Source organism: Morganella morganii H1r (assembly GCF_000633515.1).
GTDB lineage: Bacteria > Pseudomonadota > Gammaproteobacteria > Enterobacterales > Enterobacteriaceae > Morganella > Morganella morganii_B.
In genome coordinates this window covers 16996-33043 of the sequence record NZ_AYMP01000025.1, presented here as the reverse complement: position 1 = coordinate 33043, position 16048 = coordinate 16996, and the positions used below count along the sequence as shown (strand labels likewise).

At 51.6% G+C, this 16048-nt stretch carries 14 protein-coding genes; 4 read left to right on the top strand and 10 right to left on the bottom strand.

From position 1 onward, the window contains the following. Positions 1-3: 3 nt before the first annotated feature. The 4 genes from U868_RS0115425 to U868_RS0115410 are packed head-to-tail and all read right to left on the bottom strand — an operon-like array spanning position 4 to position 3997. The gene (locus U868_RS0115425; protein ID WP_025154079.1) at positions 4-633 is read right to left on the bottom strand and encodes an NADH:ubiquinone reductase (Na(+)-transporting) subunit D; all 630 of its coding nucleotides are present in this window, start codon (positions 631-633) and stop codon (positions 4-6) included. Further along, entirely contained in the window at positions 626-1420 is a 795-nt protein-coding gene (locus U868_RS0115420) for a Na(+)-translocating NADH-quinone reductase subunit C (protein WP_025154078.1), read from the bottom strand. Before U868_RS0115420 ends, U868_RS0115425 begins: the two co-directional genes overlap by 8 nt. Next, positions 1413-2651: an NADH:ubiquinone reductase (Na(+)-transporting) subunit B gene (locus U868_RS0115415; protein ID WP_025154077.1), complete on the bottom strand. Its 1239-nt coding sequence runs from the start codon at positions 2649-2651 to the stop codon at positions 1413-1415. The genes U868_RS0115420 and U868_RS0115415 overlap by 8 nt, the downstream gene beginning before the upstream one ends. 2 nt (positions 2652-2653) lie before the next feature. Further along, positions 2654-3997, bottom strand: a complete 1344-nt coding sequence (locus tag U868_RS0115410; RefSeq protein ID WP_025154076.1) for a Na(+)-translocating NADH-quinone reductase subunit A — start codon at positions 3995-3997, stop codon at positions 2654-2656. 411 nt (positions 3998-4408) lie between these two features. On the opposite strand from U868_RS0115410, the gene U868_RS0115405 reads away from it, so the two are divergent. After that, positions 4409-5140, top strand: a complete 732-nt coding sequence (locus tag U868_RS0115405) for a L,D-transpeptidase family protein (RefSeq protein ID WP_025154075.1) — start codon at positions 4409-4411, stop codon at positions 5138-5140. Here the strand turns inward: U868_RS0115405 and U868_RS0115400 are convergent. Beyond that, on the bottom strand, positions 5125-5901 hold the full coding sequence (locus tag U868_RS0115400) for a class II glutamine amidotransferase (RefSeq protein WP_025154074.1): 777 nt from the start codon (positions 5899-5901) through the stop codon (positions 5125-5127). The two genes, U868_RS0115405 and U868_RS0115400, sit on opposite strands and share 16 nt — an antisense overlap. 212 nt (positions 5902-6113) lie before the next feature. Further along, positions 6114-6692, bottom strand: coding sequence for a D-sedoheptulose 7-phosphate isomerase (gene lpcA / locus U868_RS0115395; protein ID WP_004238763.1), 579 nt, complete (start codon positions 6690-6692; stop codon positions 6114-6116). A gap of 251 nt (positions 6693-6943) precedes the next feature. Here lpcA and fadE point away from each other — a divergent pair, with 251 nt between their 5' ends. Next, the gene (gene fadE, locus U868_RS0115390; protein WP_025154073.1) at positions 6944-9394 is read left to right on the top strand and encodes an acyl-CoA dehydrogenase FadE; all 2451 of its coding nucleotides are present in this window, start codon (positions 6944-6946) and stop codon (positions 9392-9394) included. A 47-nt stretch (positions 9395-9441) separates the two neighbouring features. Here the strand turns inward: fadE and U868_RS0115385 are convergent, their stop codons facing one another. From U868_RS0115385 to lysA, 3 genes are all read right to left on the bottom strand, one after another. Beyond that, positions 9442-10539 carry an ABC transporter substrate-binding protein gene (locus U868_RS0115385; RefSeq protein ID WP_025154072.1) on the bottom strand — a complete coding sequence of 366 codons (1098 nt, stop codon included), beginning with the start codon at positions 10537-10539 and terminating at the stop codon, positions 9442-9444. 30 nt (positions 10540-10569) lie between these two features. Further along, positions 10570-11520: an NADH:flavin oxidoreductase gene (locus U868_RS0115380; protein ID WP_240182730.1), complete on the bottom strand. Its 951-nt coding sequence runs from the start codon at positions 11518-11520 to the stop codon at positions 10570-10572. Between the two features lie 321 nt (positions 11521-11841). Beyond that, positions 11842-13092 (bottom strand): diaminopimelate decarboxylase, encoded by a 1251-nt coding sequence (lysA, locus tag U868_RS0115375; protein WP_025154070.1) that lies wholly within the window; start codon positions 13090-13092, stop codon positions 11842-11844. 117 nt (positions 13093-13209) lie between these two features. Here lysA and U868_RS0115370 point away from each other — a divergent pair, with 117 nt between their 5' ends. Further along, complete coding sequence (locus U868_RS0115370; RefSeq protein WP_025154069.1) at positions 13210-14124, top strand: LysR family transcriptional regulator; 915 nt, start codon at positions 13210-13212, stop codon at positions 14122-14124. Here U868_RS0115370 and U868_RS0115365 read toward each other — a convergent pair. Further along, positions 14114-15040 carry a LysR family transcriptional regulator gene (locus U868_RS0115365; RefSeq protein ID WP_025154068.1) on the bottom strand — a complete coding sequence of 309 codons (927 nt, stop codon included), beginning with the start codon at positions 15038-15040 and terminating at the stop codon, positions 14114-14116. The genes U868_RS0115370 and U868_RS0115365 overlap by 11 nt on opposite strands. 156 nt (positions 15041-15196) lie before the next feature. On the opposite strand from U868_RS0115365, the gene U868_RS0115360 reads away from it, so the two are divergent. Then, a complete protein-coding gene (locus U868_RS0115360) occupies positions 15197-16033 on the top strand; it encodes an MBL fold metallo-hydrolase (protein WP_240182729.1) in 837 nt (278 codons plus the stop codon). Positions 16034-16048: the final 15 nt, after the last annotated feature.

Sequence of the window (16048 nt, the reverse complement as noted above, 5' to 3'; positions counted from 1 at the left end):
ATCTTAATCCTCCTCGACTTGTGACGGTTTCAGGGTACGGATCCCCCAGATGAGCATTCCGATAATAAAGAATGCACTTGGTGCCAGCAGGAACAGGCCGTTCGGCAGATACCAGCCGCCGTTCTGCGCTGTTTCCAGCACAGTCACGCCAAAGAGTTTGCCGGAACCGATAAGTTCACGGAAAAAGCCCACCAGCAGCAGGATCACCCCGTAACCCAGGCCGTTACCGATACCGTCCATAAAGCTTTCAAGCGGCGGCGCTTTCATGGCATACGCTTCCGCTCGTCCCATCACAATACAGTTGGTAATGATCAGACCAACGAACACGGAAAGCTGCTTGGAGATACCGTAGGCATAGGCCCGCAGAATCTGGTCAACAAGAATAACCAGCGAGGCGATAATTGCCATCTGAACGATAATCCGCACACTGCCCGGAATAAAATTACGGATCATCGAGATAAACATGCTGGAGAATGCCGTCACCAGGGTTACCGCAATGGTCATAACCAATGCAGTTTCCAGTTTGGTGGTTACCGCCAGCGCCGAACACACACCCAGTACCTGGAGGGCAATCGGGTTGTTATCTAATAACGGTCCGAGAAGAACGCGTTTAATTTCTTTACTATCAGCCATGATTCAACGCTCCTTCGCGTACTGTTTTCAGGAACGGGCCAAAACCGTTGTCACCCAGCCAGAAATCAAACATATGCTGGATGCCGTTTGAGGTCAGTGTCGCACCGGACAAACCATCAATGCCGTACGGGCTGTCAGTGGTGCCGCTGCGGACAATTTTGATGGCCGGCATACCGTCTTCATTAAACAGCTTTTTACCAATCCACTGTTTACGCCACTGCGGGTTATCCACCTCACCACCCAGCCCCGGGGTTTCACCGTGCTGATAGTAAGAGATCCCTTCGGAAGTGATACCGTCGACATCAATCGCGACAAAGGCATACATCACCGACCACAGACCGGAGCCGTAAACCGGCAGAACAATTTTGCTGGTTTCACCCTGCTCATTCTGTACCAGATAGATTTCCGCGCTGTTGGCACGGCGGCGGATTTTCGCCAGATCTTCTTCCGGTGACAGCGCAATACTGGTCTCATCACTGCGCAGTTCATCATTGAGATCGTATTTACCGGTGCTGTCCGTCATCTGACCGGTTTTTAAATCCACCATTTTTGCTCTGATGAATTTTTTATAGGCTGCATCGATTTCGTCCGCCGTCATGGATGGCGTCAGTAACCCGGCGACATCCAGAATGTTACGCTGCTTATCCAGCATAATCTGCGCCTGCTGCGTGGACTTCAGCCCCACAGCAGAACCAGCCACGACTATCGAACACACAAGGCAAAGGACGAAGACAACGATAAACGTTCTTGCGACACTGTCCTTGTTTTTCGTTTTTTCATTAGCCACGTGCTTTTCTCCGTTTAATGTTTGCCTGAACCACCAGATAATCAAATAACGGTGCGAATAAGTTGGCAAACAGGATAGCCAGCATCATCCCTTCCGGATATGCCGGGTTTGCCACACGGATCAGGACACACATCACCCCGATCAGGATCCCGTAAGCCCATTTCCCTTTATCGGTAAATGAAGCTGATACCGGGTCCGTTGCCATGAAAATCATACCGAAGGCAAAGCCGCCCAGGACCAGATGCCAGTACCACGGCATAGCAAACAGCGGGTTGGTATCCGAACCAATCATATTAAAGACGGCGGACATCGCGATCATCCCGACCATCACACCGGCCACAATACGCAGAGAGGCAATACGGGCAAACAGAATGACGGCACCACCGATCAGAATCATCAGCGTGGAGACTTCACCAATCGAGCCCGGGATGTTACCGATAAAGGCATCCATCCAGGAGATCGGCTGATTGGTTATGGTATTAACCAGCTGATGCTCACCACCGACCGCCCACTGTGACAGCGGGGTAGCACCGGAAAAGCCGTCAGCGGCAGTCCAGACCGTATCACCGGAAATCTGAGCCGGATAAGCAAAGAACAGGAAAGCACGACCGGCCAGTGCCGGGTTCAGGAAGTTACGCCCTGTACCGCCGAAGATTTCCTTCGCGACCACCACACCGAAGGTGACAGCCAGCGCGGCCTGCCATAACGGCAGCGTCGGCGGCACAATCAGAGCCAGCAGAATAGAGGTGATAAAGAAACCTTCGTTGATTTCATGCCCGCGGATCATCGCAAACAGGACTTCCCAGAAGCCGCCGACGATAAAAATCACCCCGTAGATAGGCAGAAAATAGACGGCCCCGAACAGCATTTTGCTGACCCAGCCCGCATCCTGTGTGAAGGAGACCCCGATAAGCTCCGCCAGACGATAATGCCAGTCACCGGCAATCACCTGCTGAAGCTCCGCACCGCTGTACATATCCAGCAGTACCGGTATTGCCTGGTTACCAACGTTATACATCCCCCAGAACATAGCCGGGAAAACCGATAACCAGACCAAGATCATCAGACGTTTAAGGTCGATGGAGTCACGGACATGTGAACGCCCGCGGGTAACTGTCCCCGGGGTATAGAAGATAGTGGCGGCTGCTTCATACAGTGCATACCATCTCTGTAATTTGCCGCCCGGTTCAAAATGCGGCTCAATTTTTTCGAGAAATTTTTTCAGACCCATGATTATCCTTCCTGCTCAATCCTGGTCAGTACGTCACGCAGCACCGGGCCGTACTCATATTTACTCTGACAGACATAGGTACACAGCCCCAGATCCTCTTCATCCAGCTCGAGCGCACCCAGTGCCTGGGCACTGTCAGTATCACCCGCCAGCAGATCGCGCAGGAAATGTGTCGCCATAATGTCGAGCGGCATCACACGTTCATAACTGCCGATTGGCACCATAGAACGTTCGCCGCCATTCATTGATGTAGTGAATGAGAACAGTTTCTTCTTAAAGAAATGACCCAGTGTGGTGCGGGTAACCGTGTATTTGTCTGTGCCCGGCATAATCCAGCCGAACAGCTCTTTCTCACGGCCTTCTTCCAGAACGGAGACCTGATTGGTAAAACGGCCCAGATAGTGATGAGCATCATCACTGGCCACGCCCCACAGGACAGAACCGGAAATAATGCGGTTTTCACCGGCTTTCAGCTGCCCTTCGGTCAGTTCATACAGATCTGCACCGAGACGGGTTTTCAGCAGACGCGGTTTTTCCACCTGCGGACCACCGAGCGCCACAATACGGTCGGTATATAAAAAGCCGGTCGTGAACAGTTTACCGATGGCGATGACATCCTGGTAATTCAGAGACCAGACAGTTTTCGTTGCGCTGACCGGCTCCAGGAAGTGGATGTGCGTACCGGCAAGACCTGCCGGATGCGGCCCGGTAAACTGTGTGTAACTGATACGATTGTTATCGGTAACTTTTGCGAAGTCATCTGTACCGTGGCAAACGTGAACCTTCCCTTCCGTCAGGCAGCTCAGTACCTGTAAGCCGTCATCAAACGACGCCTGTTCCTGACGGATAATCACCTGCGGATCAGCAGCCAGCGGATTGGTGTCCATAGCAGTGACAAAAATAGCGGCAGGTACGGAACCTAATTTCGGGGTATGACTGAACGGACGTGTCCGCAGCGCGGTCCACAATCCGGAGGCCACCAGGTTTTTTTCTGTCTGCTCACGGGTCAGTGACGGCAGATCCCGGCGGTCATAACAGTCAAATGTCAATTGCTCGTCTCCCTGTATCTCAATCACCACAGATTGTAATACACGACGCTCACCACGATTGATGGCTTTTACCACTCCGCAGGCGGGGCTGGTAAAAATCACACCGGGGTTCTTTTTATCTTCAAAAAGAGCCTGTCCTTTCTTTACTGATTCACCTTCCTGAACCAGCATCGACGGACGCATCCCGATGTATTCCTCACCCAGCAGCGCTGCGTGGCGGACTGAAGGGCCATCTTCTGTGACTTGAGCAGGTGCTCCTGCGATCGGCAGGTCGAGTCCTTTTTTAATTTTAATCATAAATTTGCACAAGTTTTTGTTAAACCCACGTCATCACTGCCGCAGCAGTGATGACAACTCAACAATAAAAACACTCCGGGCCGTTATTATCGCCCCGGGCTGTTTTTTCCGACATATGTCACGGTTTTGCGTAAACCGGATCCGGATTATTTTACCACTTCACAACAATTCTGTCCGGCGAAACGAGTGACCTGGCTCAAGCAAATAGGATTATTGTGATCAGAAAAAGCTCAATAACTCGCCTTTACCGAATAATTAAGTCACCTTTACCGATTCCTGTCTCTTTTTTAACCACAATAATATTCGTAACAAATGATTTTATTCTCACAGGAAACCATTCACAAATTATCTGCATCATGGCAATCTGTTGTTACTTTTTTCACCAATCTATTGTTACCCTGAATACTGAGAATGCGACATATCATTTTTATGATGATCGGCCTGCTGTTTTTTACGGGGCAATCATCAGCAACCACAGAAAAATCCGCATCATTATGGCTTACAACGCCGGTGAGTGATGCCCGTAACAGCCGGGTATTTATACAGATATTTAAAGAAGAAAAAGAGCTGGAGCTTTATCAGCGGGAAAATAACGGACGTTTTAAACTGGTGAAACGCTACCCGGTTTGTCAGTTTTCCGGCGGACTCGGGCCAAAGCAACTGACCGGCGATTTAAAAAGCCCGGAAGGATTTTACCGTATCAGTCTGTCACAGCTTAACCCGAACAGTCGGTTTTACCGAGCTATCAACCTTGGTTTTCCCAATGAATTCGACCGGGCGCATGGCTATACCGGGGATTATCTGATGGTTCACGGAGACTGCAAATCCGTCGGCTGTTACGCCATGACGGATGCTTATATTGATGAGATTTACCGCTACGTGGAAAGCGCCCTGCTGAGCGGACAGACGGATCTGAATATCGCGATTTATCCTTTCCGGATGACGCCGGAGAACCTGAACCGCCACCGGAACTCCTCACATCTGGCCTTCTGGCAGCAGTTACAGCCTGCTTATCAGTATTTCGCGGATAATCGGATACCTGCAGTGGTTGCTGTTGTTAACGGCCGTTATGTGACCGCCGCACACTCAGCGGTCCCGGCACCGGCTGCGGACACCGGTTTACTGACTCAGAACACGGATTGATCCCGTTCGCCGTAATAAAAGAGAACGGCTTCGCCGGGCCCGATTTTCTGCCACTGTTCATTACCGGTCAGCGGCAGTGTGGCAATGACAGACACCACATCGTCCGGCCGGGTATGCTGCGAAAAATCAATCTCCACATCGCTGTCCACCAGCCGCGCTTTACCGAAAGGCGCGCGGCGGGTGATCCAGTGCAGATTCGTCGAGCAGTACGCCAGCACATAGCTGCCGTCTGACAACAGCATATTAAAGACACCAAACTGGCGCAGTATATCCGCCAGCCGTTTAATTTCACGGAACACCGTCTGCAGATCCTGCGGTGGCTGCGGGTATTTTTCTTTCAGCTGATTCAGCAGCCAGCAGAATGCATGCTCGCTGTCCGTCTGGCCGACCGGGGTAAAAAAACCGGTCGGCAGATGTTCATAGCCGCTGAGCTGCCCGTTGTGGGCATATGTCCAGTTCCGCCCCCACAGTTCGCGGGTAAAAGGATGGGTATTTTCCAGTGATACCACCCCTCTGTTTGCCTGGCGGATATGGGCAATTACCGCTTCGGATTTGACCGGATAATCACGGACAAAACGGGCAACGGGGGAGTTGCAGCAGGCACGGGCGTCTTTGAATGTCCGGCAGCCCATTCCTTCATAAAACGTAATTCCCCACCCGTCTTTGTGCGGCCCGGTTTCGCCGCCGCGCGGGATCAGGCCACTGAGACTGAAATGAATATCAGTCGGGACATTCGCACTCATCCCCAGCAATTCACACATCGCCTTTCTCCCTTACCCGTTTTTGTGATGACTGAGGACTATTGTTACCCGCAATCCGATAGTTTCACAATCGTGAAAATATCATTCTTTTAGATGATTTGGTTATATGTAAGGTGATTTATGCTTATGGTGAATAAGACAGGCGTTGCGCCATAAAAAAAGCACTCAACGGGCGGCAGAGTGCTTTTTCAGGAGATCGGGCTTATATCCGGTTATTTGGCCATTTCTTTTTCGATCAGCATGATCAGAATATGAATAACCTTAATATGAATTTCCTGAATGCGATCTGCGTAGCCGAAATGCGGAACACGGATTTCAATATCCGCGCTGCCTGCCATTTTGCCGCCGTCTTTGCCGGTCAGCGTGATCACTTTCATGCCTTTGGCGCGCGCCGCTTCAATCGCTTTAATAATGTTGCCTGAATTACCGGATGTGGAAATACCAAGTAACACATCCCCTTCACGACCGACAGATTCCACAAAACGCGAGAAAACATATTCATAGCCGAAATCATTGCTGACGCAGGATAAGTGGCTGACATCTGAAATGGCAATCGCCGGATAGCCCGGACGGTTTTCACGGTAGCGCCCGGTCAGCTCTTCCGCAAAATGCATCGCATCACAGTGTGAACCGCCGTTGCCGCATGACATCACTTTGCCGCCCGCTTTAAAAGAATCAGCCAGCATGACAGCAGCCCGGCGGATAGCATCAATATTATTCTCATCTTTCAAAAAGTTATCGAGGGTTGCCGCTGCTTCGGTCAGTTCACCGCGGATAAGTTCCTGGTACATAGAGATAGGCTCCTGAAAATGAATCGGATTTGTCTGTCCTGAGTGTAACGGATCTGCCCCGGTGAAAGAAGTCACAATCCGTGGCATCTGCAAATAAGACACATTTTATTCTGCTAATTTTGTGAGCTGAGTTGTAAATAAAATGTGAAATCATTGAAGTTATTCTTCCGTTGCGCTAAATCTGAACACAACAGGTCAGACCTCTGATGTCACATTGTGCTGACACGGATATCCCTTTACGGAGGTTCATCATGTTACTACTCAGTATTATCTTGTTTATCGTCGTCACCGGGCTGCTCTCTTTTCACAGAGTCAGTCTGAAGTACAGTGCAATAGCACTGATCCTGTTCAGTCTCATCATGAATATCTTCCGTTTATGGCCGTTTGCTGTCACCGCGCTGCTGGTACTGCTTTTCCTGCCGTTTGTGATCACGTCCGTACGTAAAGCTCTGTTCAGCAGCCGTCTGATGCTGCTGTTCCGCAAAGTGATGCCGCCGATGTCACAGACAGAAAAAGAGGCGATTGATGCGGGCACCACCTGGTGGGAAGGTGATCTGTTCCGTGGTCAGCCTGACTGGCAGAAACTGCACAGCTATCCCGCTCCGCAGCTGACAGCAGAAGAGCAGGCTTTCCTCGACGGCCCGGCAGAAGAAGCCTGCCGGATGGCCAGCGATTTTGAAATTACCCACGAACTGGCGGATCTGCCGCCGGAATTATGGCAGTTCCTGCGCGAACATAAATTCTTCGCCATGATCATCCGCAAAGAATACGGCGGCCTGGCATTCTCCGCCTATGCCCAGGCGCGGGTGCTGCAAAAACTCGCCGGAGTTTCCGGTATTCTGGCGATTACCGTCGGCGTTCCCAACTCGCTGGGGCCGGGAGAGCTGTTACAGCACTACGGCACTGATGAACAGAAAAAACGCTGGCTGCCGGGGCTGGCCTCCGGGGAAGAAATCCCCTGCTTTGCCCTGACCAGTCCGGAAGCCGGTTCTGATGCCGGTGCCATTCCGGATACCGGAATTATCTGCACCGGCGAATGGCAGGGTGAGCAGGTGCTCGGCATGCGCCTGAACTGGAATAAACGCTATATCACCCTGGCACCGGTTGCCACCGTGCTGGGTCTCGCCTTTAAACTGTATGACCCGGACAAACTGCTCGGTGAAAAAACCTCGCTCGGGATAACCTGCGCACTCATCCCGGTGAATACCCCGGGGGTTGAAACCGGTACCCGCCATTTTCCGCTGAATATCCCGTTCCAGAATGGTCCGACCCGCGGCAAAGATGTCTTTGTGCCGCTGGATTATATTATCGGTGGCCCGGCAATGGCCGGACAGGGCTGGCGCATGCTGGTGGAGTGTCTGTCGGTCGGGCGTGGTATCACCCTGCCGTCCAATGCCACCGGCGGGCTGAAAAGTGCGGCCATGGCAATTGGTGCTTATTCTTATATCCGCCGCCAGTTCCGGATGCCGATCGGCAAAATGGAAGGGATTGAGGAACCGCTGGCGCGGATTGCCGGAAATGCCTATCTGATGGATGCCGCCGCCACGCTGATTACCACAGGTATAATGCTGGGAGAAAAACCGGCGGTTCTGTCCGCGATTGTAAAATACCACTGTACCCACCGGGGGCAGCGCGCCATTATTGATGCCATGGACATTGCCGGCGGCAAAGGGATCTGCCTCGGGCCGTCCAACTTCCTGGCCCGCAACTATCAGGGGGCGCCTATCGCGATCACTGTCGAAGGTGCCAATATCCTGACCCGCAGTATGATTATCTTCGGTCAGGGCGCTATCCGCTGTCACCCGTATGTGCTGACTGAAATGGCCGCAGCAGCAGACAATCAGCTGAATGACTTCGATAACGCGCTGTTTGCCCATATCGGCCATGTATTAACCGCCGCCACCCGCAGTTTCTGGCTCGGGTTATCACGCGGGTATTTCAGCCCGTCACCGTTCCGGGATGCCACCCGCCGCTATTATCAGCACCTCAACCGGCTGAGTGCCAACCTGGCACTGTTGTCTGATATCGCCATGGCAACACTCGGCGGCGGTTTAAAACGCCGTGAGCGGATCTCCGCCAGACTCGGCGATATACTCAGCCAGCTTTACCTGGCATCTGCCACCTTAAAACGCTTTGATGAGGATGGCCGTCCGCAGGCAGACTTACCGCTGGTGCACTGGGCAGTACAGGATTGCCTGTATGAAGCCGAAAAAGCCATGGATGAACTGCTGACCAACTTCCCTGACCGCAAAGTGGCTGCGCTGCTGCGCCTGACCATATTCCCGTCAGGCCGTCATCACCGTCCGCCGTCAGATAAACTGGACAGCAAGCTCGCCCGTCTGTTGCAGGAACCGTCAGAAACCCGCGACAGGATCGGACGCGGACAATATCTGGCACCTGAGCCCAACAACCCGCACGGGCTGCTCAATGCCGCACTCAGTGATATTCTCGCCGCCGAGCCGCTGGTAGATCGCCTCAGTCGTATGGCCGAAAAACACATTGATTTCACCCGGCTGGATAAACTGGCGGATATTGCCCTGGGGGACGGAAAAGTCACTCCGGAGGAGGCGGATATTCTGCGCAAAGCCGAAGCCAGCCGTCTGCGTTCAATCAATGTGGATGAGTTTGCACCGGAGATTATCGGTCTGAAATCACACGCCAATTCTCACCGTTACCGCAAAGGTGAAAATCCCGGCGCATAAATAATATGGCGGAGCCGTTTTCTGCTCCGCCATTACTGCACTCTTTATTACCGTCCTGTGCTGCTGTTACCGGTCACATTGGCATCCAAACTGAGGATATCCCGCATTTGTGCATCTGTCAGATCGGTATCAAAGAACTGCTTAAAGAACTGACGGATATCCTGCTGTATTGCCGCGTCATCTGCCGGTTTACGTTTAACCCGCGCTTCAATCCATTTCATCATCAGCGGTGTTTCGATCCCCGGTGCATCCCAGCGGTAAATACCGATAGGGGCTTTATAAACACGTCTGTTCTTCACAGCAGAAATCGTTTCTGCGCCCTGCCAGCCGACCGTATTCCGGTACACATCTTCCGGCACGAATGAATCAAACCGGCTCAGAATAATAATGTCCGGATCCAGGTTAATCACCTGCTCTGCCGACACCGTGATCCAGTTTGGTTTAACCGGCATATCATCTGTCAGATTAATGCCCCCGGCCCGGTTGATCATCAGGCTGTTTACCGAGGTCTTACCGGCCACCGTCAGGTTTTTATCTCTGACATACAGAATACCCGGCTTTCCGTACGGCATCTCACGAATGGTCACCGGGGTTGAGTCTCTTGTCACCGTGTTCACTGACTGAATCTGATGATCAAAAAAAGCCAGTAAATCTGCGGCCCGCTTTTCTTTGCCCAGAATGTCGCCCAGCAGCCTGATCCCGTTTTTCACATCATCCAAATCACCGTATCTGATTGCCACCGCCGGGATACCGAGTTTATCCAGTTTCTCTTTTTCTTCTTTCTGGTAATCCCAGATAATCACCAGATCCGGATTTAACCTGACCAGCTCTTCGCCGTTAATCGTGAAATCTTTATTCACAAAGGTGCTGTTCACCTTCTCAATACCGGGCGCCAGTGTTTTTAAAATACTGTTGCGGTAAGCCTCTTTTGCTGACGGATGCATCCCCGCAATTTTTGCATCTGAACCATCCACCACATAAATCATCGACATCCACGGAATAGGCACAACCGCAATCCGCTCTACCGTATCCGGAATAGTGACCCGGTTTCCGGCGAGATCAGTAATTTCTTTTGCCCCTGCACAATTGAAAAACAGCAGTAATACACAGGCACTGAAAATACGTTTTAAGACTGATATTGCCATGTTATCTTCCTGTCATTGTATTTACTGTTATCAGCGAAATGCTCGGATATACGGACGGGGAATTAATTTACGATCATATTTCAGCAAATATTCCAGATACCAGTTAGGATTGCGCAATAATCCGCGGCCGACGGCAATTAAATCAGCATACTGATGCTCTAATATATCGTCTGCCAGCTGATGGTCGCGAATACCCCCGACAACAATCACCGGTTTTTCACAGCCTTTTTTAACTCCTTTGGTATCTTCCAGCTGATAAGCCACACCTTTATTTGTACCATGCATCTGACTGCCGCCATTGGATATATGCACAATATCAATAAGCGGATTTATATTACGCAGAATTTTTTGTGTAAATGAAATACTGTCTTCTTCACAGTAACGGGTGCCGATACGCAAAATAATCGCTTTATCTTCCGGCCAGGATTTGCGGATTGCGGTCAGTAATTCTGTCAGAAAAATAACCGGATCGGCATATTTATCGCTGCGCTGATTTGTCCGCCGGTCAATAAACTGAGAAATTAAAAATTCATGGGATGACATAATTTCCAGGGCATCAAAACCGGCTTTATCTGCCCGTGCCGCCGCACGTGTATAACAATCAAACAATGCCGTAATATCTTCTGCGGTTAATGTATTAATATCCTGAATAATATTGCCGGATTCCAGCCGTGACTTGCTGCCTGCATGATTAAGCTGAATTGCCACTTTGCTGCCTTCATTTTGCAGCATCGCCACAATCTGCGCCAGCATCGCAACATGCCCGTCCTCATATAAACCCAGCGCGCCACTGCCCAGACGGCCGTCAGCGGTAACCGCGCACTCCTCCATAATAATCAGCCCGACCTGACCGACAGCAAAAGACATATAATGCGCCAGATGAAAATAATCCGCGTAGCCGTCAGTGGCACGTTTTATTCTGACCGGTGGATAAACTAATTTATTTTTAAGTGTTAATTTTTCTGATACAAATGGCTGCATTAAATTCATAATACACACGTCCCCGGAAAAAGCTGACCGGCACTGTTATATAAAAACGGTACCGGTGATAAATAATAAAATAACTGAAGGGATAATAGAGGTAACAGTGCGGGGACTCTATGACAGGCAATCTGTTTTATAACGTCTGTCACACTCTGCCGGAATACCGCCTACGGATGCAGTTATTGAGTTAACAATCATCATTGTGTTGTTATTTTTATGTAATGAAAAAATAACATCAATATACTCCCCGGGAGTATCAATAATAAAATACCCGGGATGTTATTCCCAGGTATTTTCAGTATCCGTCAGACACATATATTATTCTGTCATTTCCAGTGCCATCAGTTCATCAATTGTCTGACGGCGGCGGATCAGTTTTGCTTTCCCGCCGGTAAATAAGATTTCCGGTAACAACGGACGGCTGTTGTAATTTGATGACATCGATGCACCGTATGCCCCGGTATCGTGAAATACCAGAAAATCATTCACACCGGCTTCCGGTAATGCGCGCGGCACCACCATTCCGCCTTCCAGCTGGGTAAACACATCCCCGGATTCACATAACGGCCCGGCGACAATCGTTTCCCGCACGGCGCTGCTTTGCAACTCTCCCGCTGCCGGTAACACCGAAATATGGTGATAACTGCCGTACATGGCCGGACGCATCAGGTCATTAAAACCACTGTCCACCAGCACATAGTGGCGGCTCCCCATCTCTTTGACCGCCCGTACCTGTGCCAGCAAAATACCGGATTCTGCCACCAGATAACGCCCCGGTTCAATCTCAAGGGTGATCTCACGGCCGAGATGACGGGCTATACGTGCCCGGGCAGCATCCCAGAGTGAGAAATAATTGCCGATATCAATAATTTCATCCCCTTCACGGTAAGGGGTCGATAATCCGCCGCCGGCAGAAATCGCGCGGATATCCAGATTATTGGTGATCACCAGTTCGGCCATGGCATCACAGACCGTTGCCAGGTGCTCATAATCCACACCGGAACCGATATGCATATGGATGCCGGTTAATGTCAGCTGATAATGGCTGATCTCCGCCAGTGCTTCACCGAGATCCGCAAACCAGATCCCGTGCTTACTGTTCTCACCGCCGGTATTGGTTTTCTGGCTGTGACCGTGACCAAAACCCGGATTAATGCGCAGCCACACCGGATGTCCCGGACGGCGGGCACCAATCTGGCGCAGCATATCCACCGAGCCGGTATTCACCGCAATGCCGAGTTCCAGCACGCGATCCAGCGTTTCTTCTGTGATCATATCGGCAGTGAAAACAATCTCATCCGGACGGTAACCGGCTTTCAGTGCCCGTTCGATTTCCCCTGCAGATACAGAATCTACTTTTACACCATGCTCATGCATCAGGCGCAGAATATGAATATTGGAATTGGCTTTCTGCGCAAAACGGATCACATCAAAGCGGTTCAGCCGGGCAATGCGGCTGACAATCACCTCACTGTCATACAGCCACAGCGGGGTACCGTACTGCTGAGCCAGGCTGCGCAGGGCATCCGGGGTAAACGGGGCGCGGAGTGTTTTGGTTGCGATGGTCATGATGTTGTGCTCTTTTTGATCGTGATCTCATTTTTTCCATCGTGACAAAAATTCTGCGGGATTTAAAATATCTGATTTGCTAAGGTCTATTCATTACTGATATGGATTCGATGAATAATGGAACACTACTCCTGGCGTCACATTGATATTTTCCATGCCGTTATGACAACAAAAAGTCTGACGGATGCCGCGCAACTGCTGCATACCTCACAGCCGACTGTCAGCCGGGAGCTTGCCCGTTTCGAGAAAATCCTCGGGTTCCGTGTTTTCGACCGCATCAAAGGCCGCCTGCACCCGACTGAACAGGGGCTGCGGTTATTCGAGGAAGTGGAACGATCATATTACGGTCTTGAGCGTATCAGCCGGGCGGCGGAGAGCATCCGCCAGTTTCAGCATGCCCAGCTGGCAATCACCTGCCTGCCCGCCTTTGCTCAGTCATTGCTGCCTGCTGTCTGCCGCACATTTCATGCGCAGTATCCGGATGTGAATTTTGAAATCGCCCCGCAGGAGTCACCGCTGCTGGAAGAGTGGCTCTCCGCCCAGCGTTATGACATCGGGATTACCGAACATCAGCTGACGCCGCCCGGCACCCTGCAGGAAACCCTGCTCACGCTCAGTGAAGTCTGTGTGCTGCCGTCATCGCATCCGCTGTGCAGCAAATCAGTACTGACCCCTGCTGATTTTGCACAGCAAAATTTTATCAGCCTGTCCGTTGCGGACAGTTACCGGCAGAGGATTGATGCATTGTTCAGTGAAAAGCAGATCCCGCGCCGGATGATAATGGAAACACACAGTGCCGCTTCGGTATGCGCCATGGTCAGGGAGGGACTGGGGGTGTCTGTCGTTAACCCGCTGACCGCCATGGATTGCAGCGGAATTTGTGTCCGCCCGTTCAGTGAGGATATTCCGTTCACGGTGAGCCTGATCCGCCCGCTGCACAGACCGCATTCTGTACTGACAGATATTTTTATCACCCATCTCCGTCAGCATATGCAGGCCGTTTTGCGGCAGTTAAAACGGGTTACCGGTTAGTCTTTTCATCCAGCAGATACGGCAGCCAGTCCGGCGAATGCGCAAACCACTCCGCCAGAAAATCCAGCAGCAGACGCAGCGGCCGCGCCATATGTTCCCGGCTGGTATAAATGCCGTAAATGCCGAGTGCAGGCAGCCGGTATTCCGGAAACAGACGCACCAGGCGCCCGGTTTTCAGATGTTCATACACCGAACAGTAAGGCTGCAATGCAATACCTTCCCCGTTCAGCGTTGCTTCCAGCAGAAACGTGGATTCATTGGCACTGAGCGCCCCGCTTACCGGTACAGAAATTACCTCATCATCCCGTTCAAACAGCCACAGACTGCGGCCGTAAAAGTTATAAGTCAGGCAGGTCAGCTCACTGAGCGCTTCGGGTGACGGCGGATAGCCGTGCTTTTCCAGATAGACCGGTGACGCACAAACCACAGAATCACAGCGGGAAAGCGGCTTCGCGATCAGGTTTGGTTCGAGATTATTGGTGATGCGGATCCCCAGATCAATCCGTTCCTCCACCAGGCTGATCGCTTTATTTGTGACCTGCACATCGACGGCAATGGCCGGATAGCGGGCGCGGAACTGCACAAGTGCCTTTGACAGTGCCACCATCGCCAGTGACTGGGCGCAGGTGATCCGCACCAGACCGCTGACAGCCTCATCTTTCGTCACAACCGGACGGGCAATCGCCGTTGCCAGCGACAGTAATTCCCGGCTTTGCGTCAGCACAGCTTCACCGGCAGAGGTCAGTGTCAGGCTGCGGGTTGTCCGGTTCAGCAACCGCACACCGGCCCAGTTCTCCATTTCTGCCAGATAGCGCGTCACCATTGCACGGGACATTCCCAGCATATCCGCAGCTTTACTCATGCTGCGCTGTTCGGTAATAGCAATAAAAACCTGAGCGGCAGTGATCCTGTCCATTTTATTTGTCCGGTTTACGCAACAATGAAGACCGGATTATGGGGTTTTTCCGGCGGATTATGCAACTTATTATAGCGTCATCTTAACGACTCACCTGCAAAAAAGGATAACACCATGACTTCTGCAATCCGTACCTCACTGGTATTCAGCGCCCTGATGGGTGCCTCTTTTGTCACTGCCGCCGCACCGCTGTCGCTGGAAGTGTATAACCCCGGCGAAAAAAGTATCTTCCCGGTTTCTTCGGAAATCATCAGCGGCAAAAATGAGGTGGTTCTGATTGATGCCCAGTTTCAGAAAGATGATGCTCAGGTACTGGCGGATAAAATCCGTGCGACCGGCAAAATGCTGACCACCATTTATATCAGCCATTCTGATCCGGATTTTTATTTCGGTCTGGATGAACTGAAAAAAGCCTTCCCGCAAGCTAAGATTGTCGCCACTCCGCAGACCGTGGCACTGATTAAAGAAAGCAAAGACGGTAAACTGGCTTACTGGGGACCGGTTCTGAAAGAGAATGCCCCGCAGAGTATCGTTGTGCCGGAGCCGTTAGAGGGCAACCGCATTATGCTGGAAGGGGAAAGCATTCTGATTGAAGGACTGGACAGCCCGGCGCCGGAACGCAGTTATGTATGGGTGCCGTCACTGTCTGCGGTAATGGGCGGTGTGCTGGTATCAGAGAATATCCATGTCTGGCTGGCGGATACCCAGACCCCGGAATCCCGTCAGTACTGGCAGCAGTCGCTGAAAAGTATGCAGGACAAACGTCCGGCCACCGTGGTGCCCGGCCATTATGCCGGTAACAGCCATTTCTCACCGGCGGCCATTACCTTTACCGCCGATTATCTGACCCGTGCGGAAGCCGCTCTGAAAGAGAGTAAGGACTCACAGCAGATGATCAGCACACTGAAAGCCGCTTACCCGGCCCTGGCGGATGAACCAAGCCTCGAACTGAGCGCCAAAGTGCTCAAAGGTGAAATGCGCTGGCCGCAGTAATCTGATTTAAGGAAA

Bases quoted from the DNA above. Each gene is read 5' to 3' on its own strand.
- U868_RS0115425 (WP_025154079.1), bottom strand. From the start codon at position 633: ATGGCTGATAGTAAAGAAATTAAACGCGTTCTTCTCGGACCGTTATTA.
- U868_RS0115415 (WP_025154077.1), bottom strand. From the start codon at position 2,651: ATGGGTCTGAAAAAATTTCTCGAAAAAATTGAGCCGCATTTTGAACCG.
- U868_RS0115410 (WP_025154076.1), bottom strand. From the start codon at position 3,997: ATGATTAAAATTAAAAAAGGACTCGACCTGCCGATCGCAGGAGCACCT.
- U868_RS0115405 (WP_025154075.1), top strand. From the start codon at position 4,409: ATGCGACATATCATTTTTATGATGATCGGCCTGCTGTTTTTTACGGGG.
- U868_RS0115400 (WP_025154074.1), bottom strand. From the start codon at position 5,901: ATGTGTGAATTGCTGGGGATGAGTGCGAATGTCCCGACTGATATTCAT.
- lpcA (WP_004238763.1), bottom strand. From the start codon at position 6,692: ATGTACCAGGAACTTATCCGCGGTGAACTGACCGAAGCAGCGGCAACC.
- fadE (WP_025154073.1), top strand. From the start codon at position 6,944: ATGTTACTACTCAGTATTATCTTGTTTATCGTCGTCACCGGGCTGCTC.
- U868_RS0115385 (WP_025154072.1), bottom strand. From the start codon at position 10,539: ATGGCAATATCAGTCTTAAAACGTATTTTCAGTGCCTGTGTATTACTG.
- U868_RS0115380 (WP_240182730.1), bottom strand. From the start codon at position 11,520: ATGCAGCCATTTGTATCAGAAAAATTAACACTTAAAAATAAATTAGTT.
- lysA (WP_025154070.1), bottom strand. From the start codon at position 13,092: ATGACCATCGCAACCAAAACACTCCGCGCCCCGTTTACCCCGGATGCC.
- U868_RS0115370 (WP_025154069.1), top strand. From the start codon at position 13,210: ATGGAACACTACTCCTGGCGTCACATTGATATTTTCCATGCCGTTATG.
- U868_RS0115365 (WP_025154068.1), bottom strand. From the start codon at position 15,040: ATGGACAGGATCACTGCCGCTCAGGTTTTTATTGCTATTACCGAACAG.
- U868_RS0115360 (WP_240182729.1), top strand. From the start codon at position 15,197: ATGGGTGCCTCTTTTGTCACTGCCGCCGCACCGCTGTCGCTGGAAGTG.